The organism is Myxacorys chilensis (assembly GCF_059505265.1).
Genome location: NZ_JCACKG010000191.1, coordinates 41,275 through 65,308 on the forward strand (window position 1 = coordinate 41,275; position 24,034 = coordinate 65,308).

The following is a 24,034-nucleotide window of genomic DNA, read 5'->3' on the forward strand; positions in this document are numbered from 1 at the left end:
AAACCGCATCAGCTAGGTCACTCTTGCCAAGTCACTCTTGCCAAGTCACTTCTGCGGGACTGGTTTTAGTAAGTAGCTTGCCTTGAGAAATCACATGTCGAACAGTCGCGCGACGACGAATTGCGTCATAGCGATCGCAGGCATCCAACACAATTAAATTTGCAGGCTTGCCCACGGCAATTCCATACTCTTCTAAGTTCAGAGTTTTAGCTCCGTTCCAGGTCACCATGTTATAGCAGGCGTCAATCTCTGCCATTCCCGTCATCTGGCACACATGAACCGCCATTGATGCAACGTCTAACATGTTGCCTGTTCCCAGTGAGTACCAGGGATCTTGAATGCAGTCATGTCCTAAACTAACGTTGATGCCCTGCTGCCAAAGTTCTTTGACACGGGTTACCCCTCGTCGTTTGGGATAAGTATCGGTGCGTCCTTGCAAGGTGATGTTAATTAACGGATTAGCAATGAAATTGAGTTGGGTGCGCTGAAGAAATCCGAGTAGTTTGAAGGCATAAGCGTTGTTGTAGGAGCCAAATGCCGTCGTGTGACTGGCAGTGACTCGTGACCCCATTCCATGACGGATAGCGCACGCGGCCACCACTTCTAAGAATCGCGACTGATCATCATCAATTTCGTCGCAATGAATGTCAATTAAGCGATCGTACTGCTCTGCCCATTTAAAGATCTGATGCACTGAGTTAACGCCGTCTTCTCGCGTTAACTCATAGTGAGGAATGCCACCGATCACATCTACGCCCATTTTGAGCGCTTCTTCCATCAAGTCTTGGTTTTTCGGACTTCCGTAGATGCCATCTTGCGGAAATGCCACGACTTGCAGAGTCAGCCAATCTTTTACGTCCTCACGCACCTCTAGCAGCGCTACAAGCGCTGTTAAGCTCGCTTCGCTGACATCGGCATGACTGCGCACAAACAGCACCCCTTGTGCGGCCTGCTGCTTCAGCGTTGCGATCGCTCTCTGCTTCACGTCCTCAAGCGAGAGAGTTTGCTTGCGATCGTGCCAAATTTCGATGCCCTCAAACAGAGTGCCGCTTTCATTCCAACGCGGCTCCCCAGCAGTGAGGGCAGAATCGAGATGAATGTGAGACTCAACAAATGGAGGGCTGACTAGCTGGTTTTGAACATCGAGTTCAATTGCGGCTGTGCCGTCAATGTGCGATGCGATCGCGGCAATCGTTCGGGAGACGGTTCCGTTTGCGGTGCAGGGTGCACTAATTGCAATATCTACAATTTCAGTACGATCGGGTGCCGATAGAAGCTTGCAGCGTCGTAGCAGCAACTCGTAATTTTGAGAAGTCATGATCTAACCCACCCACTCGCAGTTCTAATCAATCCACTCTATCGGATTAGAAATTTGTGTTGTGGTGTCCGATCCTGCACTTTAGAGAAAGCTCTAAGACATTGCTAGTGGCAAACAGAGGTTCTAATCCTCTAACCCTTCAGCCCAAACTGCTTTTATGAAGGATTAACCATTCTCATCAGTGTTTCTCGTCGTCAGCACGCTTGATCCATCAACGGCTCTAACCAAGGTTGAAACTGGTCTCGACGAAAGATTTGCGCACGGCGGTGATAATCAAACCGGACAAGACTAGGCAAACCATGTTGACGAATACAATCTTTAATCCATGAAGCTACGCCTTGGCCCTCTTTAGCCGCCATTTCGGTTTGAAACGGACCATACATCAGAACCAGATGAGTATGCGTCTGCAGAGGAGCGTCTAACTCAATCAGCTTGGTAAGGTTCGTTCTAGTTCGGTCTTGGGCTTCAACAGGTTTGTGTAAATGACGTGAGTTCGCTGTTTTTCGAGATGCCCAATTCTGCTGATGAGCCGTCTTATTATGGGAATAGTTGTGATGCATATAACTCCTTACGAACGTGTATAGAAAGTGCCAATCTATCTCTCTCCAGCATGTAGCAGGCGCTGGAAGAAATCAGTTGGCTACTAGGTAGATGCAATTTAGTCAAGGTTTAAATCTTTACTATTCTGATAATATTGTCTTTTATAAAAAAGTGCAAATCTTAATTTATCTGTATCTTAAACAAGTACTTTCCATCCCCAAAGTGTGGTATTCCGAAATGGTGAGGTGTTATGACGATTAAAGCGTCGCGAAACTCTGGAGCAACCGTTGTATGGCTCAATGGCTGGAAGTTGTTTCAATAATTCATCATTTATAATCCTGAGATTCGGATGAACCACTACAAACTGTTTTTCTGAATCTGATAAGTTAACCAGTGAATCATCAACTATTAACGGTGAACGAATGACTGTCTGTGAATTTAGGGCAGGTCTTGAAGGTGTTCCCGCCACCCAATCCAGCATCAGCTTTGTGGATGGGCAAAAAGGAATCCTGGAATATCGCGGTATTCCCATCCAGGAACTTGCAACCAAAAGTACCTTTCTTGAGACTGCTTATCTCCTAATTTGGAATGAGCTACCGACCCGCGACGTTCTTGCGGAGTTCGAGCATGAGATTCAGTATCATCGTCGCCTGAAGTACCGCGTTCGGGACATGATGAAGTGCTTTCCAGAGAGCGGACATCCGATGGATGCTTTGCAAGCGTCTGCTGCCGCTTTAGGACTGTTTTACTCAAAGCGGGCATTAGATGATCCAACTTATATCCGAGAGGCAGTCGTCCGAATTTTGGCAAAAGTTCCGACGATGGTGGCCGCATTTCAATTAATGCGTAAGGGTAATGATCCGGTTCAGCCCAGAGACGATTTAGGATATGCTGCAAACTTCTTGTACATGCTGAATGAGCAAGAGCCTGATCCTTTCGCGGCTCGCATCTTTGATGTGTCGCTCATGCTTCATGCAGAACACACCATTAATGCATCCACGTTTTCGGCTATGGTAACGGCTTCCACTCTGACCGACCCTTATGCTGTGATTGCCTCGGCAGTCGGGACGTTGGCAGGTCCGTTGCATGGCGGAGCCAGCGAGGAAGTGGTGGAAATGCTAGAACAGATTGGCTCGGTGGCAAATGTCCGCCCGTTTCTCGAAGCTCGACTAGAGCATAAGCAGAAAATCATGGGCTTTGGGCATAGAGTCTATAAAGTTAAAGATCCAAGGGCGATTATTTTGCAGCAGTTGGCTGAGCAACTGTTTGAGAAGTTTGGCCAAGACAAGTTCTATGACATCGCTGTTGAGCTAGAGCGGGTGGTGGAGGAAAAACTTGGACATCGAGGAATCTTCCCGAACGTAGATTTCTATTCCGGTTTGGTCTACCGCAAACTTGGCATACCAACAGATTTGTTCACGCCAGTATTTGCCATTTCTCGGGCAGCTGGCTGGCTTGCCCATTGGAAAGAGCAATTGGGAGAAAATCGAATTTTTCGACCGACGCAAATTTACACAGGGTTACATTCAGCACCTTACGTTCCGATCGATGAACGACAAAGACTTATTGCCCCTTGATGGGTGAGACCCCTCTTGCCGTTTTTCAATTCCCTTGTAACTATATCAACGTGACGATTTTCAGGAACTCCAGCCCTCAGACATCTTGCTTCTGGGGGCTTCTTTATTGGAATGCGCAAAATACGGGGTCTAGAGTATGGATCGTAAGTTAGATGTACTCGCTGCATAATACGGATAAAAGCTTTGGGCGCGACTTCCAGTTTTGAAGATTGAATTCTTTGGTGGGTAAGAAGGTTAGAAATTCAATGCTTTAGAAAGATTTGGTCTCTGTCAGACCGCTATACTGATAGTCGTTGGGGTTGTTAAGAATCTTCATCGTGAGGGCTTCGCGACGCTTCAACGCTTAAGATTTGCTGCGTAATGGGAACTATGAACCCAGGAATTGATCTTCAAGGAAGTTTTATCGAATCCCTTAAGAGCTTTGGTTTACCTCCGGGTGTGGCTAAAGTTCTTTGGATGCCTTTCCCAATGCTGATTATGCTAGTTGGCGCGACCCTAGGCGTCTTTACACTAGTGTGGCTAGAGCGGAAAATTTCGGCGGCAGCTCAGCAGCGCATTGGTCCTGAGTTTATTGGTCCTTTGGGAATTTTAGCTCCGCTTGCAGATGGACTGAAGCTCGTCTTTAAAGAAGACGTAGTGCCCGCCAAAGCAGATGGGTTACTATTCACGTTGGGTCCTGCGATCGTTGTTATTCCGGCGTTTCTGTCCTACCTAATTGTGCCGTTCGGACAGAACATGATCATCACCGATGTCGGAATGGGCATTTTCCTCTGGATTGCGCTCTCTAGCGTTGTCCCGATCGGGTTACTGATGTCGGGCTATGCCTCCAACAACAAATACTCCCTGCTGGGCGGGCTGAGAGCTGCCGCACAGTCAATTAGCTACGAGTTGCCTCTAGCGCTGTCGGTCTTAGCGATCGTGCTGATGTCTAACTCGCTGAGCACGGTGGACATTGTGAATCAGCAGACGGGCTACGGAATTTTGGGCTGGAACATTTGGCGACAGCCGGTTGGATTTCTGATTTTCTGGATTGCTGCCTTAGCAGAATGTGAGCGAATTCCGTTTGACTTGCCAGAAGCAGAGGAAGAACTGGTAGCAGGCTATCAGACCGAGTATTCTGGCATGAAGTTTGCTTTGTTCTACATTGGCTCCTATGTCAACCTGACCCTTTCAGCCCTGCTATTTGCGGTTCTGTATCTGGGCGGATGGGAATTCTTTGTGCCAATAGGTACGATCGCAGGATTCTTGAATATCAGCGACACAACGCCTTGGTTGCAAGTAGTGGCAGCAGTGCTAGGGATCGGTATGACCCTGCTCAAGGCGTATTTTCTAATCTTCATTGCGATCTTAATGCGCTGGACGGTTCCTCGCGTGCGCATTGATCAACTCCTAGATTTAGGCTGGAAGTTCTTGCTTCCGGTTTCGCTAGTGAACTTGCTGATTACGGCGGGTTTAAAGCTTGCCTTTCCAGTGGCGTTTGGTGGCTAATTCGCAACCCTTGCCTTTTGCCTTAAGAGCGGAGAACACAATGCTAAAGTTTCTTAAACAAGTTGGTGACTACACCAAAGAGGCGGTTCAAGCGGGTAAATATATTGGTCAAGGCTTGGCTGTTACTTTTGACCATATGCGCCGTCGCCCTGTAACCGTTCAATATCCCTATGAAAAGCTGATTCCGTCTGAGCGCTTCCGGGGACGCATCCACTTTGAGTTTGACAAGTGTATCGCGTGTGAAGTGTGCGTGCGCGTCTGCCCGATTAACCTGCCTGTGGTGGATTGGGAATTTAACAAAGAGTCGAAGAAGAAACAACTCAATCACTACAGTATTGATTTTGGGGTTTGTATTTTCTGCGGGAACTGCGTGGAATTCTGTCCTACCAATTGCTTGTCAATGACTGAAGAGTATGAGCTTTCAACCTACGATCGTCACGAGTTGAATTTTGACAGTGTGGCATTAGGTCGCTTGCCCTATAAGGTCACAGACGATGCAATGGTGACTCCGTTGCGAGAACTGGTGTATCTTCCCAAAGGAGTTCTAGATCCCCATGATTTGCCTCCGGGATCGAAGCGAGCTGGGGCACGTCCTGAGGAAATTGTAGAATCCGAAAAATAATTGTAGAGACGACCTAAGGGGTCGTCTGCCCCTGTATTTGGAGAGAAGAGCGTGAATTTAGCGGAAGGAGTTCAGATTGTATCGTTTGGTATCCTGTCAGTGATGATGTTAGGAGCCGCGATCGGGGTGGTGCTACTCGACAGCATTGTGTATTCCGCCTTTCTGTTAGGCGGTGTCTTCATCAGCATCGCAGGGCTTTATTTACTGCTGAACGCAGATTTTATTGCCGCCGCGCAAGTCTTAATCTACGTTGGCGCGGTCAACGTCCTGATTTTGTTTGCGATCATGCTGGTCAACAAGCGACAAGAATTTCAGCCTGTGCCGAGGGCCTGGATTCGTAAGGCGGCAACAGCAGCGGTTTGCGGGGGTATTTTTGCCCTCCTCAGTACGATGGTACTTTCGACTCCGTGGGCGATTTCCAGCGCGACTCCAGCTGGAGATGCGTCAGTTGTGGTAATTGGTTTGCACTTCTTCAGTGATTTCTTGTTGCCCTTTGAGCTGGCTTCGATCTTGCTGCTGATGGCGCTGATTGGCGCGGTTGTGCTTGCTCGTCGCGAGTTTCTGCCTGATGATGACTTCGAGAAGGCTCAAGCGGAGGCGTTAAAGTTGCCAGAGCGACCTCGTGAGTTAGTTCCGTCAGGTCGTAATGAAACGGTGAAATAAGGGTAGGTTAGTATGCAACTCCAGTATTTTCTTCTTGTAGCGGCGGCGTTGTTCTGCATTGGCATTTACGGCTTAGTGAATAGCCGCAATGCGGTGCGGGTGTTAATGTCGATCGAACTGATGTTGAATGCCGTGAATCTGAACTTGATGGCATTTTCTAACTATCTCGATCCGCAAACGATTAAAGGTCAAATTTTTACGGTGTTTGTAATTGCGATCGCAGCCGCTGAAGCTGCTGTTGGTCTAGCGATCGTGCTGGCTATTTATCGAAATCGCGACACGGTGGATATGGAGCAATTTAACTTACTTAAGTGGTAGAAAAATTCTACTCCGATTCAACGACTCCTATCTTACGCGGGGTGCAGTCTAATGCACCCCTTGCTTTTGGGTGTCTCCTGACTGTTTGGCTAGGTGAAGCAACTACGCTAGTCATGAACCTAACGAGGTCGTCGCTCGAAAGCGGGCTACGGTTGCAACAAAACGCTTCATCTCCATAATGGATTCGCGAGAAACGAATCAACCTAGAGTTCTAGATGGTATAACAACTTGAAGTCCTTCTGATGCTGGCGTTGTGCAGTTAAAGCAAGTCATTATTATTCACAAGGCAGGCGACCTGATGAGTAAGCGTTGGGCAGAAAAGTGTGTCCAAGCGCTAGAACATCGGGGCTGTCGGGTGCTGTTAGGTCCGAGCGGTCCGAAAGATAATCCTTATCCTGTGTTTCTCGCATCGGTGACGCAACCGATTGATTTAGCGATCGTATTGGGCGGCGATGGAACCGCGCTCTCTGCGGCAAGAAATTTAGCGGCGGATCGAATTCCGATATTGGCGGTGAATGTGGGTGGACATTTGGGATTTCTCACCGAGTCACCCGATGATTTTGACAGCGATACGGTTTGGGATCGCTTAGCAGAAGATCGATTTGCGGTGCAGCGTCGGATGATGTTGCAGGCAGCAGTGCATGAAGGCAATCGGACGAATTTGGAGGCCGTGAGCGATCGCTATCTCGCCCTCAACGAGATGTGCATCAAACCCGCTTCTGCGGATCGGATGATTACCTCAATTTTAGAAATGGAAATTGACGGTGCAGTGGTGGATCAATATCAAGGCGATGGCTTGATTGTGGCGACTCCGACTGGCTCAACGTGTTACACAGTGGCCGCGAATGGGCCAATTATCCATCCGGGTATGGAAGCGATCGCAATTACGCCCATTTGCCCCCTGAGTTTATCGAGTCGCCCAATCGTCATTCCACCTGGTTCTGTGGTCAGTATTTGGGCGTTGGCTGATCCAGACTTGAGTACCAAGCTTTGGATGGATGGAGTGCTGGCGACTTCAATGTGGCCCGGACAGCGAGTTGATATTCGGGTGGCAGAGGATGACGCTCAGTTTATTATCTTAAGAGAAGATTACTCGTATTATCAAACGCTACGCGAGAAATTGCAGTGGGCAGGGGCACGAATTCAGTACGGCAACCATTTCAGAAATTGATGATAGAAATTAATGAGTCACGAAAGGGGTTAACTCATAGCAAAGTTCGAGGAGTTGAGCCGTGATTTGATCGGATGAGAAGTGATCTATTACGTATTGATTTGCGTTTCGCCCTCGTTCGATTGCCTCAGTTGGGTTGTCTAGACACGCTTTCATTGCCCTTGCTAATCCTTCAATATCTTCTCGTTCAAACATCAGATTATATGGGCTTGCCATTTCGGGTAAACCTCCAACCTTTGCCACGATCGAACATGTTTGAACACTCGATGCTTCTAACGTGACATAGCCCGCAGGCTCTTGCCAGCGAGACGGAACAACGAGCGCTAAAGAGGATCGAACTAGATGAAGAATCTCCTGACGATCACGGCTGCCTAAAAACTCGATGCGATCACGAACCAATAATTCATCCGCTAATGATTTCATCTGATCGCTAGAAGTTCCATCGCCGATAATCCACACTTGAAACTGGTAGCCCCACTCTTGCAGAAGCTTGGCTGATTTAATCAATAGATCAACTCCTTTGTCACTATACACTCGACCTACGTAAGTGAAGGTATAGGGGTGAACCATGCAATCTATTGTTTTAATAGACTGGTCTGACGGAACGGAAATTGGATTAAATAACGTCGAAACAGTCCAAGGAAAGCTATGCGATTCTGCAAGAAACTGGCTACAAGCGGTATGGCGATCTGCTAACAATGCTGTTAGAAACCGAACTACAAATCTTGCCCATTTAATAATCGTATAGAGTTTCCACTTGAGAGGATAGTTTACTTTGGGTAAAGACTGAATTAGTTCTGTTTTGAGCCGTTTTAAGAACGGCATCTTTTCATAATCAAAATGGATGGATGAATAGAATAAGTAATGATATTTGATAATAATTTTCTTGCCAAATAGCTTGCATAGCAAAGCAAAGCCTAAATGATTAGAATTCATATGAATCAGATCAGCGGCTGCGATCGCGCTGATCCATTGCCAGATTGGCGCGGTTTTGGTCGAAACCACTTGCGTTTCTATGCCCCGCAGATTTAATGCGGGTTCAATCGACCGAATGTAGGTTAAAACACCCGCAATTTCTCCATCATGGTGCGTGTGTTGAATTAATAATTTCATTCATTGCAGATCTCACTTCAACCGGAGTGCATGGAGCCACAAATAGAATGGACTCAGTAAACTGCTGACTAACAACTGCATCTCACACCCGATCGCCAAATCCGTTTGAATCAAGGTGCGGTACTTGACTACATGCAAAATAACTCTTTTGAGATCATTAACTAAATAAAGCGGCAAAAATAAAGGGCGTTGCCATGCATGGAGCCGCACCATCCGAATATGAGTTCGGGCAAACCCAATGCCTCGAATCAGAGAAAACAAGTAATCTTTCTCCAAGCGCCATCTTGGAATCTGATGATAGAGGTGCATTTCAGGGTTATACCAGATCTCCCAGCCCGCCTGCTGAATGTGAGCTAAGGCTTCAATATCCTCACTTGCCAGCATCACGCCTGCTACTCGACCTAACAAAATGGGCTTTGCTGGAACTGCCTCTAGCCAAGCCTGACGCCGAATCACCAGCCCCGCTCCGGGAGGCAGCATCCGTGTCTGGGGTTCGTAGCGATACGGCTTCGAGCCTCGCTCGATCACAGCTAAAAAGACGGCGATTTTCTTAATCTCAGGTGGCGGTTCAACCTCATAGTCTCCGTGAATTTGTCCTCCAAATGCCCCAATTTTAGGATGACTGTTTCCAAATTGGTACGCTTGAGCAACCCAATCCTCGGCGGGTAGAGTGTCGTCATCAAGAAAACAGACAAATGTTCCAGACGCCGCTTGAACTGCTCGCGATCGTGCCAGTGCTAATCCCTGCTCTGGCTCAAATACGTACCTTAGAGGAGAGTGCTGCCACTGACGTTGACGTGCTTCAATCACTTGCTTCGTACCATCAGTGCTGTTGTTATCGACAACAATCACTTCCCAAGACATCGAGGCTGGAGTAACCTGCGATCGGAGGCAGTCCAACACTTTGCCAATTCGAGATTCACCATTGTAGGTACAGATTGCAACACTTAGATCCATCATGGAGTAGGTGAAGGAACAAAAGCATAGCCCGCACAAGTGCTGGTTGAAGTGCTTGTTGCGAGAGGATGCTTCTGTCAGTGTTCACCAATGCAACCCTTTAGAAACAACGACATCTATTCTCCACCTATTTCTCTTTAGGCTTTTGAGTTTCCTTTCAGCACGTCTTGCGCAGAGACGCCGTCTCCCTGAAAGCCGAAATACCACAGCACCGCCGCCGCTTCTGCCCGTGTGACTGGGCGCTTAGGTTGAAATAGGGTCGTGTAGCCGAAGGCTCTGCGAATGTTGGCTTGATCCCCGTTTTGGTAGTCGGCTAATACAGCTCGCAAAGCTCTAGAGTCAATTCGCCCTGCATCTTGAAATCCCCACGTCTGTTTGACTGCATCCAGGGTAGCGGTTGGCAGTGCCTGTCTCATATCAACTGGAATTTTCCAGAGAATTAACTCTTCGCGGCTAAGCGCGGCATTGGGACGAAATAAGGCGGCAGTATTATCACCTGAGAGAGAACTCGGAATCAATCCGGCTTCTGCGAGTCCTTGAATCGCCGCAAAATTCGGATTTTTAGCAGAAACATCTCGGAATGCAGGCTGGGCAGTTTCAACGCCGAGCCGAATTTGCCTAGCTGGACGATCGGCATAGACTCGATTGTTCGTCGCGACGAGCCAGCGTGCATACTCTCCACGCGTGATGGTCTTATTTGGCTCGAACGTTTTGGCAGAATTCTTCTCTTTTGAATTAGATGAATTAGACGGCGTGAGAACTCCAAGCTGCGCAAGATCGCTGATGTAGGAACGCAACTGTTGAGGCGCTTTGTTTAAATCAGCAAACGCCTCAGTTTGGGTGCTGTTGGGCGAGGCAGACGGGGCTGATGACGCAGTGCTGTCTGGTGGAATCGGGCCTACAAACTCAGGATCGCCGGGTTGAGGATTTGAGGATGCAGGGGACTGAGCGGCTTGGGCGTCAGAAGGTTTAGTTTCAAGGCTAATCCTGGTTCCTGCTGGAGCGTTTGGCTGCACTCCGACCGCAATTTGAAGCCCGCCCCGACTTGCCTCAAAGTTGCCTTGATTTTGCTCTGTGGATTGCTGATTCAGCTTCCAGCCATTTTTCTGGAGTTGATCGCGGTAAAAGGTGCTGACGCGATCGCTGCTATCTTCTGTTGTCCATCGCGTCAGTAACTCAGCACTTTGTTCGCGGGGAAGCTCGCCCGTCGAAGTGGCTTCAACCAATGTTGCGTTGGGATAAGTCGGAACCTCGGCAGGAAACTTGGGCGGAAGCTGAACCTGCGACGCTGGAGCGGGCTGCGAGTTGCTTGCATCAAGCGGGCTAGGGCTGCTGTTGAGTCGAGGATCAGCAGCAAAGGTATCTTGAAGGGACTTGCCTGCTGGACCGGAGCAGCTTGCTAAAGGCATGAGCAAGACGGCAATTAAACCAAGCTCTGTGGAGATTCGTTGAAGTAACACGGGCACACCGACCAACCTTAGAAAAATTACTTCCACCCTAGCGCAGATAAAGCGGCTCTGTCGGACACCCCTACTCGCGATCGTCTTCTAGCATTTTTTGCAGACGCGATCGCTCTTCGCCATAGCAGCCCTTTAATCCCAGCCGAGCCGCTTCTAGTTCTTGAGATTCTTCTGAAATTACCGTAAGTTTTTTGAACCACCAGTGGTAGAACGTGGGAAATTTAACCTCTTCCTGGGCGACTTCTAAAAGTTCTAAAGCGCGTTCATGGGCAGTCGGTCTGCAATCTGGCTCGCAAGGTTGCTGGAGGAGAAGGCTGGCGCGATCGCGCATCTGGTTCCGAATTTCGGAGGGTTTAAGTTTAATACAGTCGTGACAAACATCTCCTTGCAGCAGTCCGCGATCGCTGTAGAGAAGAGCGCGGAGTTTTCCTGCTTCAAAGAGTTGACCGCAAGCTGTACATAGTAGTTTTTTAGGGCAAGTCGCTAAGGTGCGCTCAAGATGAATTTTCATTTTTGCTATACAGTCAAACTTAGATTCTAGTTGTATCCTAGATTTCCTAAGTTACTAGATCCCGCTTAAAATGCGCTTTTAATTTTGCAATTCTCTATATTAAAAAATCTCGCATTTCAGATAAAAAAGGGGATCAAATAAAGCTACGTTTTGGTTCATGAATCGCTGAATAGCAGCTTAGCCTACAGTTTGGCAATATAAAATTGCTAACCTAAAAAAATAAGTGGGTAAAATGCTGCTAGACTGCGTGGGAATTTCATAACAATTTGAGCTAGGCAAGGTTGAGGTGAACGGACAATACGTTTCCAGAAAAGAGCTTTTGCAGGTGATTGATGATCACTGGATGCTAGAAGATCCCGATCGCAATGAGTATGCCTTTCTGTTCCGCTTGATTCAAGAACGACACCGAACTCGGTTTGAGCAAACATTTCAGCAGTCTACGCCAGAGCAATACGAAGCGGTGCAGCATCATCTTAGGACAATCGACCAAGAGCGAAATCGTGCTGAAGAGATTCTCTACTGGATTTATCTGGATAAGGAATTGAGACAGCAAGGACGAACGTTTCCTGATCAGGTTGAAGCCAAACATAAAAGAGGAGATCGGTCTGTGTGATCTCCTCTCTAGGTCATCGAATCGAAATTAAGCGAATGTGATTAGGCAAAGTGAAGCGAAGTTGCTAGAAAGATAGCTCCGACGATGCAGGCAATCAAGCCAAAGGAGCGATTTAAGGCAGATGCTTTTTGGCCCGACCCAGAACTCAGCTTGTAAGCGAGAAGCGCGATCGCAGCTTGAATTACGGTAAATCCGATCAGGTAAGCAACTAACGGCGAAGGTTCTGCACCAAAAATCGATTCGCCGTAAGCATAGCCATGAAACAGTCCTGCGATCGCAAATAGGCTCGCTAAACTAGCAAAACTGAGTTGCTTACCCAACACTAAAATCACTCCGAATGCAATGACCGAAAGAGCAATTACGCTTTCTGGCGCAGGCAAATTTAGCTTCAGAAGATGAGTACCTGTGCCGATCATTGCAGAAACTAGGAAAAAAATAGGAAGACGCCATCCGCGAGAATAGAGCGCAGATAATAATCCGACTGCAACTATAGACGCTAAATGATCTAATCCGATGATTGGATGTCCCAGTCCTGACAGAAATCCTTCCCAGCCGTTAGATGGCATTTTGCCACCCATCAAATGGTGGGCTGCGGCTGGCTGAAGCGTCGCTAACCAGCCGCATCCTGCAAGGATGCTAACTCGAACAATAGCGACTGGATTTAATTTCTGTTGATTCATCTATACCTCGCAGATGAGTAAAGGATGTGAACTCAAAGCGGCGGGTATTCTGACTGATCAACGTTGGAATCTTAACTCCTACTTTGACTCACAGTTGCGGGACAGCGGCAGACTCACACTGCACTTTCCCCTTTACTTCTGATGGCTGCTTTCCACCAGAACCGCTTTGTTGCAAATTTAAGGATGCGAGAGGTCAGTCTATCATGATCTCAGCCGCCCACTTGTAAATAAATGCGATCGCAAGAATTGAGCGATCGCAAATACAAGAATGTGTTCCTCATCAGCGGAATAAAAGATACTTCTACTTTACGGCGCGATCCAAAATCTATATTTAGCTCCGCTTTGCGCTTAGATTGTATTGTTCTGTTGCCGTTGGTGTTTTTATCTCTGCTACTCCTTGCAGCGTATTTCCGTCAATCTTGCCATTAAATTGAATGTTAACGTCTTGATTATTAAACTTTTGACTTTGTTGTAAACTAATGCGATCGCCGACTAATTGAACCTGCGGCAAGCTAATGGTTTGTCCTCCCACTTCTACCGTGGCTCTGACGGCTTGAAAAGCTTGATTGACTTGAACCGTGTAAGGAAGTTTTTGTCCAGCTTTTGTTGTCATAGTTCCGCTCCAATTGCCGCTGACGTTGGCTGGAACAACCCAATAGTAAATGCTGCGGGGACGTCCCCCATCATTGACCAAAATGGTGCGATCGGGCTTCCAGTCCCCCATGCCAAACGCGTGAGACACGACGCGCGACCCTGGTTTTAGGTCACTGAGCAATTTGGGACGGAGTTGGACATTGATTTTGGGTAGAAGATAAAGGGTCACGACTGAAGCGTTGCGAAAGTCGGTTTGAAAAAGGTCTTGCTGAAGAAATATTGCGCGTGTGCTAATTCCGAGCTTCGCCGCACTCGCCTGACTCCGCTGCACTAATCCTGGATTGATTTCAACGCCAACGCCTGTTGCGCCAAACTGCTGCACAGCGGTCAGCACTAATCTGCCATCGCCAGAACCCAAATCATACACCACATCATTTGAGGTGACGTTGGCGAGTTTTAGCATGGCATCGACTACATTCTGAGGCGTGGGAACATAGGGGACATCAGGCTTGATCGGAAGAGGTGTAGGAGGTGTTTGCGCGATCGTTGTAGATAGACCAACAGAAAAGGATAGGGCAGCGGCACTTAAGCCGACTAATTTTAGCAATTTGGAACTCGGTCGAGTTGATCGCATCGCTTCTCCTCACAACAGCATTCTTCTACTAGCTCAAAATGCCGCTTGCGCTCATCTGCCCTAATACGGAGATTATGCAATTTTAAGCACTGTATTTCGAGCATTGTATTTCCACTATACGGATTGCTGTTGATACGCTAGATACATCGCTTCTAAAAATAAGTCTGGTGTCATCTCAAATGGCAAATCATGCAATCCAATCAATGTTCTCGCTTGTCTTGCTAACTGAAGTCCCAATTGACTTTTAGCTTTTGGCTCCATTAAGGTGCGGCGCTGGAGATATTCCCGAATAACGGCAAAATCGTCAGGTAGCAATGCGCCAATGTTGGTAGTTTCTAGTAGCTGCTCAGCTAATGGTTGCGCGTCGGGTAGAAGAGTAAAATTGGCAGATGTGATTACCGTTTCTTCTTGAACCACCAATGTTCCGGCGACCCAATCTCCCAGACGCTTCTCTCGTTTTGTGAATAAGATGAGCAGCAGTCCGATCGAGAGAAAATCGTCAATTGGTCGGAGCAGCGATCGCAGGGCAGCTTGCGCGAGTCCGACCGATTGACCATTCTCGCGAATCACGCGAATTTTGGTATATCGTTTACCCGGCGTTTGTCCTTGCCACAGCGTCTCAAAGCCTACGAAATAGCCTGTGTATACTGCAAAATATAGGAGCCACGACAAAGCGGCTAACCACAATTCTAAAGTGTCAGCGTCGGCCAACCCCCGAAAATAAATTGGCAGATTGTAGGCGAACAGACCCCACAAAAGGATCACGGCAATCAGCAGCGAACCCCAAACGGCATAATCGATCAACAGCGCGATCGCACGATTGCCAACGCCAGCTAGCGTAAATTCGAGGTCAACGCTTTCGGGAGTGCGGACTTTGACTTGATTGAATAACGGCATAAAGGATGAGCGGTTGTGGCGGAGTTTCGCCTTGCACTAATTGCGGGATGTATCGTTTGTAGAATTGCGAAATTCGAGGTCAACGCCTTCTCGACGAGTGCGAAGATCATAATAAACCACAGCTTTGAGCGTTTGCCAAAACGGAAGTGTGAACAGACCCACTAATAGGAAGAGAAGAATTCCTGCTAAGCAAGCCAACACAAACCACCCAATTGCGGAAGCATCTTGAGCCCGAATTAAACTGGCTGTACCAATGAGTGTGGGTACAACTGGGATAGCGGCCAACCCATACAAGGGCAGAGTGACCAACGTTGCGATCGTCAGAATAATTAAAATTCGGTGGGCTGACCCTTTTGAAAGGTTCCAGCTTCGTCCAATCATATCAAAGGCGTTGGTGTCACCTTCCATCGCGATCGCCACTTCTGGAATGTAGAAGTGCGCCCAGAACCAAAAATATATCGCTAGGCTGGCCAGCGAGACTAAGACTGCGAAGATGGCAGATACCCCTGGGTAGTCTCGAAGCGCGATCGCTGGAATGATGATCAGTAGGTTTTGCGCGATCGACAGGCCAAAATTAATGCCAAACATCACGCACCCGACCGCAATGTGGACGAGCAAAAAGCTCCACATCCGGGGTCTTATCTGTCGAAGCGCGGTTCGGCTGTCTTCAGGCTGTCCGCTCAGTTCGCCATAGGCGAGGCGAGCAATGAGCGCAGAGTTGAGGCTTGATCGTGCTCCGCAATAGACTGCTAACCCAATCCAAGGAAGGATCAGCAGCAGCAAAATGAGCGAAACAAAATTTTGACCTTGGCTTAGGGCGAGGGGTACGAAGGCGGCGGTGAGCAAGATCAGCAGCGTGACCCACGGCAACATTGCCCAAAGGGTCGCTTTGACTGAGATGCTAAGGTAGGGCTTGAGGTGGGAACTGTAGAGCCGAAACCCAGCGCTGACGACGTTACCAACGCTCATCGGTCTCATCGGGCTTGAATTCGTCATGATCACCGCCGCTGTAGTTAAAGATCGGATGAACTTAAAGTTGACGCTATTTGAGGCAAGCTAACGAGTAGATTGTAGATTGTAATTTGTAATTCGGAGAAAGTTGCTCCAGAAGGGCATGTAGCGCCATATTTGAAATTTCATTGGGCGATCGCTTGACTTTGGGCGGTGGCCAAATCAGCGCCTCGACTTGAGAAGATGCACACAGGTGGCAGGGAAAACTATCCGCAGGAAGTTCTACTTCTCTACATTTTGAACGCTATCCTAATCGCTACACCTATGCAGTATTCTGCTTACCTCTGGCCAGTTTTAATGCCCTGCACTCATGCCAGACGCTTTGATCTTTTTGAAAAAGAGAATCGCTAGACCACTCAGCAGCAGTGAGAACCCAATGAAATAGAAGCAATCATTGAATGCCTGCACATAGGCTTCGCGACGAACAATGTTGCCGAGAGACGCGATCGCTTGACTTTGGGCGGTGGCTAAATCAGATCCGCGACTGATGAAATACTGCGTCGCCTGATTGAGGCGTTCTTGCGTCGCCGGATTAAAGACCGATAGATTTTCAGAGAGGCGATTGGAATGAAACTGTTCCCGTTGAGTCAGCAGCGTTGCGATCGCGGCAATGCCAAACGAGCCGCCTAAATTCCGCATCATATTAAATAATCCCGATGCCGACCCTGCTTGAGAGGGCGGTAAGTTCGCTGTAGCGACCGACGAAAGCGGAACCATGATTAACGGTTGCCCGGCTGCCCGCACGAGTTGCGACCAGCGTAATTGATCGAGTCCGGTCAGGTTCGTCAGGGTCGAATTCATAAAACAACTGACCGCAAATAAACTCACCCCGACTCCAATAATTAACCGGATATCGATGCGCTGCATTAACTTTGGTACAAACGGAATGATCAATAGCTGGGGAAACCCAACCCACATCAGGACTTCTCCGATCTGCATCGCGTTATAGCCCTGAATTTGTCCGAGATAGAGCGGCATGACGTAAACCGAGCCATATAGCCCTACTCCTAACGCCACGTTCACAATGCTGGCAAGCCCAAAGTTCCGTTCTTTCATCAGTCTTAAGTTGATGAACGGCTTCTTTCGAGTCAGTTCGATCCAGAAGAAAATTGTGAGGAAAATCACGGCTAGCGCTGTTAGCCGCATGACCAAAGCCGAGCTAAACCAATCCTTGCGGCTCCCTTCTTCCAACACGACTTGCAGCGATCCTAGCCCAATCGCCATGGCTAAGATGCCAAACCAATCGCCATCTTTGAGCAACTCCAATCGCATCGGACGGGCATCAAGCGCGTACGCAACTGCCGCCAATAACATCAGTCCTGGCACTACGTTGATGTAAAACACATAATGCCAGCTAAAATTTTCGGTTAACCAACCGCCTAACGTCGGGCCGATCGAGGGAGCGAAGGTGGCGGTGATGCCAAATAGGGCCATGCCGATGGGTTGTTTCGCGGGAGGAAGCGTGGTCAGCAACACGTTAAACGCCATCGGAATCAAGATGCCGCCTGTAAAGCCTTGCAACGCCCGAAACACGATCATCGAGGGCAAGTTCCAGGCAAAGGCGCACAGAATTGAAAATAGGATAAAAAAGCTAGCGTTGACGAGGATGTAGCGCCGCGTCGAGAAGACTTGAGATAGCCATCCAGTCAACGGAATGACGATAATTTCAGCCACCAAATAAGAGGTCGAGATCCACGATCCTTCTTCTAACGTGGCTCCCAGTGCCGCTTGAATATCTTGAAGCGAAGAGTTGGTAATTTGAATGTCAAGCACTGCCATGAATGCACCTAGGACGGTGCCAAACACGCCAACCCAAGTTTTGAAAGAAACACGATCGCTCGGCTGGGGGTGAGCAACAGTAGTCATAAGATGCCCTCTAAGAATGAGGCGGATACGGTTCTGGCGGATCGAGTAGCCCAAGACGGGAGTAGATCGGCAGAACGAGTTGACGCAAGGCGGGAAGTTGGCGACCGAAAATGAGCGAACCTACAATACATACCCCTCCGCCGAGCAACAGCGTGTTGGGCGCACCAATGCGACTTGCTAAACTGCCTGCCAAAAGGTTTCCAAACGTCACCATGCCAATAAAGGCGATCGAATAGAAACTCATGACTCGCCCCCGCTTATCGTCTTCCACAATGGTTTGCAGCACCGTATTGCTAGAAGTAGACTGCAAAATTAAACTTCCGCCTAAAACAAACATTGCAGGGAGTGAAATCAGCAGCGATTGTGACTGAGAAAACACCATCAGCGCGACGCCAAAAATAGCCGGAGCGATAGTAATGATTTTGCCGAGTCCTACAACACTTCGACGAGAACTGAGGTAAACTGCCGAACAAAGTGCCCCCAGTCCAGAGGCGGCCATTAGAAAGCCCAATGTCTCAGCCCCGCCATGCAAAATCTGGGTTGCAAAAATTGGGGCAAGAACTGTGTATGGCATTCCCGCTAAGCTAACCAAGGCAATCAGCAGCAGAATCGCGCGAATTGGCGGAAACCCAAACGCATACTGAAAGCCTTCTTTCAGGCGTTGCATAACTGTATCGTTGGCTTTGTTGGATGCAGCCCCTCGCCGCGATCGCAATCGCATTGCCAGCAAGCCAATAATCACCGCTACATAGCTCACTGTATCGATCAGAAAGCAGGTTCCAACTCCCACCGCCGCAATGAGCAACCCTGCGATCGCTGGGCCTACCAATCTTGCTGCGCTAAACATGGAAGAATTAAGCGCGATCGCGTTGCCTAAATTCTCTCGCCGCTCAACGAGTTCGACCACAAACGCCTGCCGCGCTGGAACATCGATCGCGTTCACGACTCCTTGAAAAACGCTCAGCAGGACAATGTGCCAAATATCAATTGTGCCTGTGATGGCGAGTACCGTTAATCCCAGCGATTGCAGTAGCGATAACGCTTGGGTGGCAATCAGCACATGATGGCGATTCCAGCGATCGACAAGTACCCCAGCGATTGGGCTGAGCAAAAAATTTGGCGCTTGTTGAGCAAACCCAACCACTCCTAAAAGCAACGCCGAGTTGGTTAAGCTGTAGACCAACCAAATAACCGCCGTCTGGGTCATCCACGTTCCAATCAGAGACAGTCCTTGCCCTGCAAAGAAGAGACGATAGTTACGCGATTGAAAGGCTCGAAGGACGGAAGTTAGCTGGCTCTGAGAGTTCATAGTCGAAGATCGGTTGAAGAGAGAATACCTCAGAATTGCGGGGAGGTTTGAGTCGCAAAATCCGCAAGGAATCGCAATTTTGATCTGAGGAAGAGGATGCGCTAGGACAAATAGAACCTCAAAACCAATGAAGAATGTATCCGTCCCTAGAGAGGATTGATGGTCTCCCCTCTCAACCCCCTACTATTTCCCTGTCTCAACCGTTACTTCTGCTGACATACCAGGAGTAATAGCCTGCTCATACCCATGAATGCTGTTGCTATCAAACACTACCTTCACCGGAATCCGCTGCACGACCTTGGTGAAGTTGCCCGTCGCATTGTCAGGAGGTAAGAGGGCAAATTGTGCTCCTGAAGCAGGCGATAAGCTGTCGATATGGCCCGTAAATTCGTGGCTAGGGAACGAGTCTAGCTTGATCTCCACTGCTTGCCCCGGATGCATCTTCTCAAGTTGCGTCTCTTTAAAGTTTGCTGTCACCCAGTACTGATTGTCTACGATCGCCATTAGCGGAGTTCCTGGCTGCACTTGCTGACCGACTTCTACCGTTTTGCGACCAATTCGACCGCTGACAGGTGCAGTAATGTTGACATATGAAAGCTGAAGCTTGGCATTCTTGAGCGCGACTTGTGCCTGCTTGATAGCAGCTTGCGATGTTTGAAACTCGCTCCGACTTGCATCCGTCTGAACGCCTTTAGCTTGGGCTTGCTGCACTTCACCTTGAGAGGACTCTAGTCCCGCTTGAGCCGTTGCCACGCCTTGTTGGGCTTGAGCGACTTTGGCTTGGGCTTGGCGAATTCCCTCGGAGGCAGCATCCCGCTGGGCGCGAGCTACATCATACGCTTGCCGCGCCGCATCAAGTTCTCGACGGGCAACCGCTCCAGAGCCAAACAAGCTTTGGAATCGCGTGTAGTCAGTTTGGGCTTTCCGCAAATTTGCTTCCGCTTGGGCAAGTTCGGCTTGGGCGCGAGGAACGCCCGCTTGCGCTTCAGACACCTGAGCTTGTGCTTGTGCGATCGCGGCTTGAGCTGTGCCAATGCCGCCTTGAGCCTGAGTATTCGCGGCTTGAGCATTTTTCGCCGCCAAATCAATATTGACCTGAGCCGTATTTGCTTTGCTCTGAGCCGCCGTTAATTCGGCTTGAGCTTGAGCAAGCTTGACTTGCAAATCGCGTGAATCGAGCTTGATCAAGGGCTGACCTGCTTGCACCTCTTGGTTATCGCTCACCAACACTTGGTCGACTGTGCCTGCAATCCGAGAGCCGATCTGGTGAATGTTGCCAGTGACTGTAGCGTTGTCGGTCGATTGGTGAACAGAAGCGTATTGCCACCAGTTATACCCAAACGCACCCGCTACAATCGCGCCTCCAATCCCTGCCCCGGCCAAAATCTTCTTAATCGGCTTTTTGCGGGTGGTCAAGCGCTCTTTTGGCAAGCTATCGGCAGTGGGTTCAGTTTTGGGTTCGGGCGGCTTTGTTGTCGTCACCTCAACCCGATTGGTTTCGCGAAGCTCTAAAGCATCACGCGGCGGTTGAGCATAACCTGCTGACTTGTGGCCGTTGCGGGTCTGATGGTCGGAGTTGCTGTCAAAATCGCGATCGTCGAAAGATGTGGTGTTCATACTTTAGTAAAACGATGGGATCAAAAAGGACAAAGGACAGAAGAAATATCAACCGTGTATAAACTTACTTAAAACAAATTTATTTAGAACACTAAATATCTAACTGCAAACATAATATCATCCCTTTAATTAGAGTGCGTAGTATTATGGCTAAAAGAAAATTCGGTTTTCCGGTCAAAGCGGGCTAGATATCAGAACGCTATTTGCAGTAAGGATCTGCTGAGGTACAGTTTGGTCTTTTTACGGCAAACATCGTCAACGACTACACAAATGCGTGTCTCAACTTCTGTCGCTCAAGCCCTTTAGAACAAGTTTTATCAATAAGGTTTAAGAATTTTCTCATTCAATTGGTTGATTTCGGAGTTTTCTATAAACGCGGAAATTAAGCCGATTGATGTAGGTGAAAGATGATAATTATGGTCATGATTTCATTTCAGTTACTGTACTCGCTCATGTGTGTATCTGAGTTTCGAGGGGTTGTTGTCACGGCTGCGAACTATAAGGTCTAGCAGAAGTCATCGACGGAGCAGAAAATTCTTCTAAGCTGAATATTCAGGGTCGGTGGATGCTGAAGAATTTGCTATTCTCAGCCTACTTCCCTGCTCATGCTTATCCAGAACTCACGTTACTTAGACATGACACAATTCTCTCAATCGCAGCCAATTCGAGTCGGCATTGTTGGGACAGGCTACGCCGCTAAACTCCGAGCAGAAACGATCAACGCCGACGATCGCGCCCAGTTAATTGGCGTCGCAGGACACACGCCTGAAACAACAAGCGACTTTGGCAACACGCATGGAACACAGACTTTTACCGCGTGGCAAGATTTGATTGGGTGCGATCGCGTGGATCTAGTAGTCGTTTCTAACCTCAATGCTCAACATGGTGCGATCGCGCGAGCTGCTCTAGAGGCGAATAAGCATGTTGTTGTCGAATATCCGCTCTCGCTCAACGCACAAGAAGGTGAAGCGCTCTTAACCCTCGCTAAACACCGAAACTGCTTACTTCACGTCGAACATATCGAACTACTGGGCGGCGTTCATCAGGCATTTGTTCAAGCCCTGCCTCAGATAGGAACGCCATTCTATGCGCGGTACGCTACGCTCAGCCCTCAGCACCCGGCTCCACGCAAATGGACGTATCACACCGAATTGTTCGGATTTCCCTTATCAGGGGCACTATCGCGGCTCCATCGCCTGATTCACGTCTTTGGTGCGGTGGAAACTGTGAGTTGTCAAAATCGCTATTGGAACCTGCAAGAGTCGTACTACACCGCTTGCTTATGCGAGGCGCAACTGCGATTCAGAAGTGGACTGATTGCTGATGTCGTGTATGGCAAAGGGGAAACCGTTTGGACGGCTGAGCGCAAACTAGAGGTGCAAGGCGATCGCGGTGCAGTCGTGTTTGATGGCGATATCGGACGGTTAGTGAATGCAGAGGGCGACCATGCGATCGCGGTCGGCGGTCGGCGGGGGCTGTTTGCCAAAGATACAGCGGCGGTGATCGATCATCTGCTGCACGGCGCACCGTTATATGTGGCGTCAAAGGAGAGCCTCTATACGCTTAAGGTTGCTAGTGCTGCCCAGCGATCGGCAGAAACGGGGCGGACAGAATTCATTAGCGGATCGTGAGGATGACAGGGCGCTCCTCAGCTTGGCGGTGGTGATCCCTTACCGTCCCAATTTGTTCGGGATGCCCTCACAACCGCCTGGAATGGTGCCTCGGCTCCTCGACCCGCCCCAGGCGCAGCAGTAGTAGCGTTGAGCCTCTGACAAATCCTTGGCGTCTGTGAAATCCGCTCCTTCAATCACGGCTCCTGTGTGAATCCCTGTCTTATAGTTCGGCGGCTCGGTGCGACTCCGGGGTGTTGCGTTTTCTTTGTCGCCGTAGAACAATCGCGTCCCTGTGAAATCTGCCCCCTGAAGCTTCGCATTGACTAGAATAGTGCGGGCAAAGTTGGTCTTCACCAAGTCACAGAAGCTCAAATCCGCCCGAATTAAATTTGCCTCCGTCATATCCGTCCAGCGCAAATCGGTTCGGGATAGATCCGCTCCTGCCAACATGACCCCCAAATCAATCACGCGCACACCTCGGATGCGATCTTCGGCATAGCCACCCGATCCGTCAAGCATCGCCCGTCCTAAACGCTGATCTCGTTGTAGGGGCGTCAGTAACTTCGCACTCGATAAAAATCTTAAAATTTTCGCTTTGCCCGAGCCATCAACACTGCTCAGAATCGCCGCCGTTCGTCCTTCTGCGATCGCGCGTTCTTGCGGCCAATCTTCTAGCAAGCCGTCCTCATCCAACACTAGATCTGATATTCCCTGAAAGTAAGTATCGATGGTTTGCTGTTGGGTAATGGTGTTTTGTTGAATGGTTAGATCTTTGGAGATCACATACTGTCGCCACGCCACGTAAACAGCCAGAATTGCGATCAAAATTTGCCCCAATGCCCCAAACACTTCACCCAACGCCCCGATCGCGTCCCAGTTGAGCTGCGTATACAACTGCGCGATCGCCCGATCTGCCCCCAGTAGTTTCAACCCTCCTGCTACTGCTGCTATGGCTCCGATCGAGCCAATCAAGGCGGCTCGATCTTCCTCAGACATAAAATCGAGAAAGAACGGCTTCAAGGTTGGAGTCAGCAATTGAATCGACAGAATAATGGCGACAAGGGAACCAGCCAGAATGATCCAGACCTGATCGAAAACGAAGCCGACAATAATAATTCCGGTCGCAATCAAGACGATGAGCGGGACACCTATTTGAGGGCGTGCAGTCGCTCGGTGAGCGAAATAATCTGCGACAGAACGTTGCTTCCCTGGCAGAGGAGACACCACCACTGGATACTCTTCTACTTCAGTCGGATGACTGCTATGCCCGTTTTGAGTGGAGCTTGGCAAACGAGATGGGACGGCGTTAGAAGCATTTGGATCAACAGACATAGCAGTAGAAGAAGGCAATAGGGGGATGAAACGAGCAGAATCAGGCAGAACCAAACAGAATGTAATCTCTCATGCCCTATCGTACTCGCTCAATCGCATCCTCATCTTCACTGTGAGAGACTATTAATTA

At 48.9% G+C, this 24,034-nt stretch carries 22 protein-coding genes and 1 riboswitch; of the genes, 8 read left to right on the forward strand and 14 right to left on the reverse strand.

Annotated features, from left to right (window positions below; all coding sequences use genetic code 11):
• Nucleotides 1-31: 31 nt before the first annotated feature.
• Nucleotides 32-1,318 (reverse strand): cytosine deaminase, encoded by a 1,287-nt coding sequence (gene codA, locus AC5JLB_RS17245; protein WP_495875059.1) that lies wholly within the window; start codon nt 1,316-1,318, stop codon nt 32-34.
• A gap of 194 nt (nt 1,319-1,512) precedes the next feature.
• Nucleotides 1,513-1,878: a hypothetical protein gene (locus AC5JLB_RS17250; protein ID WP_495875060.1), complete on the reverse strand. Its 366-nt coding sequence runs from the start codon at nt 1,876-1,878 to the stop codon at nt 1,513-1,515.
• 402 nt (nt 1,879-2,280) lie between these two features.
• Here AC5JLB_RS17250 and AC5JLB_RS17255 point away from each other — a divergent pair, with 402 nt between their 5' ends.
• From AC5JLB_RS17255 to AC5JLB_RS17280, 6 genes are all read left to right on the forward strand, one after another.
• Nucleotides 2,281-3,435, forward strand: a complete 1,155-nt coding sequence (locus AC5JLB_RS17255; RefSeq protein WP_495875061.1) for a citrate synthase — start codon at nt 2,281-2,283, stop codon at nt 3,433-3,435.
• Nucleotides 3,436-3,804: 369 nt separating this feature from the next.
• Complete coding sequence (nuoH, locus tag AC5JLB_RS17260) at nt 3,805-4,923, forward strand: NADH-quinone oxidoreductase subunit NuoH (RefSeq protein WP_495875101.1); 1,119 nt, start codon at nt 3,805-3,807, stop codon at nt 4,921-4,923.
• A 40-nt stretch (nt 4,924-4,963) separates the two neighbouring features.
• Nucleotides 4,964-5,545, forward strand: coding sequence for an NAD(P)H-quinone oxidoreductase subunit I (ndhI, locus tag AC5JLB_RS17265; protein WP_495875062.1), 582 nt, complete (start codon nt 4,964-4,966; stop codon nt 5,543-5,545).
• A 51-nt stretch (nt 5,546-5,596) separates the two neighbouring features.
• Entirely contained in the window at nt 5,597-6,208 is a 612-nt protein-coding gene (locus AC5JLB_RS17270; protein ID WP_495875063.1) for an NADH-quinone oxidoreductase subunit J, read from the forward strand.
• Nucleotides 6,209-6,220: 12 nt separating this feature from the next.
• Complete coding sequence (gene nuoK / locus AC5JLB_RS17275) at nt 6,221-6,526, forward strand: NADH-quinone oxidoreductase subunit NuoK (RefSeq protein ID WP_495693517.1); 306 nt, start codon at nt 6,221-6,223, stop codon at nt 6,524-6,526.
• A 253-nt stretch (nt 6,527-6,779) separates the two neighbouring features.
• On the forward strand, nt 6,780-7,697 hold the full coding sequence (locus tag AC5JLB_RS17280) for an NAD(+) kinase (RefSeq protein ID WP_495875064.1): 918 nt from the start codon (nt 6,780-6,782) through the stop codon (nt 7,695-7,697).
• A gap of 9 nt (nt 7,698-7,706) precedes the next feature.
• Here AC5JLB_RS17280 and AC5JLB_RS17285 read toward each other — a convergent pair whose 3' ends face one another.
• From AC5JLB_RS17285 to AC5JLB_RS17300, 4 genes are all read right to left on the reverse strand, one after another.
• The gene (locus AC5JLB_RS17285) at nt 7,707-8,810 is read right to left on the reverse strand and encodes a glycosyltransferase family 4 protein (RefSeq protein ID WP_495875065.1); all 1,104 of its coding nucleotides are present in this window, start codon (nt 8,808-8,810) and stop codon (nt 7,707-7,709) included.
• 12 nt (nt 8,811-8,822) lie between these two features.
• Complete coding sequence (gene hpsE / locus AC5JLB_RS17290; RefSeq protein WP_495875066.1) at nt 8,823-9,770, reverse strand: hormogonium polysaccharide biosynthesis glycosyltransferase HpsE; 948 nt, start codon at nt 9,768-9,770, stop codon at nt 8,823-8,825.
• 134 nt (nt 9,771-9,904) lie between these two features.
• Nucleotides 9,905-11,233: an S-layer homology domain-containing protein gene (locus AC5JLB_RS17295; RefSeq protein ID WP_495875067.1), complete on the reverse strand. Its 1,329-nt coding sequence runs from the start codon at nt 11,231-11,233 to the stop codon at nt 9,905-9,907.
• 64 nt (nt 11,234-11,297) lie between these two features.
• Complete coding sequence (locus tag AC5JLB_RS17300) at nt 11,298-11,738, reverse strand: hypothetical protein (RefSeq protein ID WP_495875068.1); 441 nt, start codon at nt 11,736-11,738, stop codon at nt 11,298-11,300.
• Between the two features lie 286 nt (nt 11,739-12,024).
• Between AC5JLB_RS17300 and AC5JLB_RS17305 the strand changes: the two genes are divergently transcribed.
• Nucleotides 12,025-12,351: a hypothetical protein gene (locus AC5JLB_RS17305; RefSeq protein ID WP_495875069.1), complete on the forward strand. Its 327-nt coding sequence runs from the start codon at nt 12,025-12,027 to the stop codon at nt 12,349-12,351.
• 41 nt (nt 12,352-12,392) lie between these two features.
• On the opposite strand, the gene AC5JLB_RS17310 is transcribed toward AC5JLB_RS17305, so the two are convergent.
• From AC5JLB_RS17310 to AC5JLB_RS17340, 7 genes are all read right to left on the reverse strand, one after another.
• A complete protein-coding gene (locus AC5JLB_RS17310) occupies nt 12,393-13,031 on the reverse strand; it encodes a HupE/UreJ family protein (RefSeq protein WP_495875070.1) in 639 nt (212 codons plus the stop codon).
• 22 nt (nt 13,032-13,053) lie between these two features.
• Nucleotides 13,054-13,212: riboswitch (cobalamin riboswitch) on the reverse strand.
• Between the two features lie 150 nt (nt 13,213-13,362).
• A complete protein-coding gene (locus AC5JLB_RS17315; protein WP_495875071.1) occupies nt 13,363-14,259 on the reverse strand; it encodes an SAM-dependent methyltransferase in 897 nt (298 codons plus the stop codon).
• Between the two features lie 114 nt (nt 14,260-14,373).
• On the reverse strand, nt 14,374-15,156 hold the full coding sequence (locus AC5JLB_RS17320) for an RDD family protein (protein ID WP_495875072.1): 783 nt from the start codon (nt 15,154-15,156) through the stop codon (nt 14,374-14,376).
• Between the two features lie 36 nt (nt 15,157-15,192).
• Nucleotides 15,193-16,152 (reverse strand): hypothetical protein, encoded by a 960-nt coding sequence (locus tag AC5JLB_RS17325; RefSeq protein WP_495875073.1) that lies wholly within the window; start codon nt 16,150-16,152, stop codon nt 15,193-15,195.
• Nucleotides 16,153-16,461: 309 nt separating this feature from the next.
• Nucleotides 16,462-18,033, reverse strand: a complete 1,572-nt coding sequence (locus AC5JLB_RS17330) for a DHA2 family efflux MFS transporter permease subunit (RefSeq protein WP_495875074.1) — start codon at nt 18,031-18,033, stop codon at nt 16,462-16,464.
• A 10-nt stretch (nt 18,034-18,043) separates the two neighbouring features.
• A complete protein-coding gene (locus AC5JLB_RS17335) occupies nt 18,044-19,342 on the reverse strand; it encodes an MFS transporter (protein ID WP_495875075.1) in 1,299 nt (432 codons plus the stop codon).
• Between the two features lie 183 nt (nt 19,343-19,525).
• A complete protein-coding gene (locus AC5JLB_RS17340; protein ID WP_495875076.1) occupies nt 19,526-20,959 on the reverse strand; it encodes an HlyD family secretion protein in 1,434 nt (477 codons plus the stop codon).
• 635 nt (nt 20,960-21,594) lie between these two features.
• On the opposite strand from AC5JLB_RS17340, the gene AC5JLB_RS17345 reads away from it, so the two are divergent.
• Nucleotides 21,595-22,590: a Gfo/Idh/MocA family protein gene (locus tag AC5JLB_RS17345; protein ID WP_495875077.1), complete on the forward strand. Its 996-nt coding sequence runs from the start codon at nt 21,595-21,597 to the stop codon at nt 22,588-22,590.
• A gap of 39 nt (nt 22,591-22,629) precedes the next feature.
• Here AC5JLB_RS17345 and AC5JLB_RS17350 read toward each other — a convergent pair whose 3' ends face one another.
• A complete protein-coding gene (locus tag AC5JLB_RS17350) occupies nt 22,630-23,904 on the reverse strand; it encodes a pentapeptide repeat-containing protein (RefSeq protein WP_495875078.1) in 1,275 nt (424 codons plus the stop codon).
• Nucleotides 23,905-24,034 lie beyond the last annotated feature (130 nt).

Excerpts from the sequence above, each read along its gene's own strand:
- nuoK (WP_495693517.1), top strand. The coding sequence starts at position 6,221 with ATGCAACTCCAGTATTTTCTTCTTGTAGCGGCGGCGTTGTTCTGCATT.
- AC5JLB_RS17325 (WP_495875073.1), bottom strand. The coding sequence starts at position 16,152 with ATGACGAATTCAAGCCCGATGAGACCGATGAGCGTTGGTAACGTCGTC.
- ndhI (WP_495875062.1), top strand. The coding sequence starts at position 4,964 with ATGCTAAAGTTTCTTAAACAAGTTGGTGACTACACCAAAGAGGCGGTT.
- AC5JLB_RS17315 (WP_495875071.1), bottom strand. The coding sequence starts at position 14,259 with ATGCGATCAACTCGACCGAGTTCCAAATTGCTAAAATTAGTCGGCTTA.
- AC5JLB_RS17345 (WP_495875077.1), top strand. The coding sequence starts at position 21,595 with ATGACACAATTCTCTCAATCGCAGCCAATTCGAGTCGGCATTGTTGGG.
- AC5JLB_RS17250 (WP_495875060.1), bottom strand. The coding sequence starts at position 1,878 with ATGCATCACAACTATTCCCATAATAAGACGGCTCATCAGCAGAATTGG.
- AC5JLB_RS17310 (WP_495875070.1), bottom strand. The coding sequence starts at position 13,031 with ATGAATCAACAGAAATTAAATCCAGTCGCTATTGTTCGAGTTAGCATC.
- AC5JLB_RS17300 (WP_495875068.1), bottom strand. The coding sequence starts at position 11,738 with ATGAAAATTCATCTTGAGCGCACCTTAGCGACTTGCCCTAAAAAACTA.
- AC5JLB_RS17255 (WP_495875061.1), top strand. The coding sequence starts at position 2,281 with ATGACTGTCTGTGAATTTAGGGCAGGTCTTGAAGGTGTTCCCGCCACC.
- AC5JLB_RS17330 (WP_495875074.1), bottom strand. The coding sequence starts at position 18,033 with ATGACTACTGTTGCTCACCCCCAGCCGAGCGATCGTGTTTCTTTCAAA.
- hpsE (WP_495875066.1), bottom strand. The coding sequence starts at position 9,770 with ATGATGGATCTAAGTGTTGCAATCTGTACCTACAATGGTGAATCTCGA.
- nuoH (WP_495875101.1), top strand. The coding sequence starts at position 3,805 with ATGAACCCAGGAATTGATCTTCAAGGAAGTTTTATCGAATCCCTTAAG.
- AC5JLB_RS17335 (WP_495875075.1), bottom strand. The coding sequence starts at position 19,342 with ATGAACTCTCAGAGCCAGCTAACTTCCGTCCTTCGAGCCTTTCAATCG.
- AC5JLB_RS17350 (WP_495875078.1), bottom strand. The coding sequence starts at position 23,904 with ATGTCTGTTGATCCAAATGCTTCTAACGCCGTCCCATCTCGTTTGCCA.
- AC5JLB_RS17285 (WP_495875065.1), bottom strand. The coding sequence starts at position 8,810 with ATGAAATTATTAATTCAACACACGCACCATGATGGAGAAATTGCGGGT.
- codA (WP_495875059.1), bottom strand. The coding sequence starts at position 1,318 with ATGACTTCTCAAAATTACGAGTTGCTGCTACGACGCTGCAAGCTTCTA.
- AC5JLB_RS17340 (WP_495875076.1), bottom strand. The coding sequence starts at position 20,959 with ATGAACACCACATCTTTCGACGATCGCGATTTTGACAGCAACTCCGAC.
- AC5JLB_RS17320 (WP_495875072.1), bottom strand. The coding sequence starts at position 15,156 with ATGCCGTTATTCAATCAAGTCAAAGTCCGCACTCCCGAAAGCGTTGAC.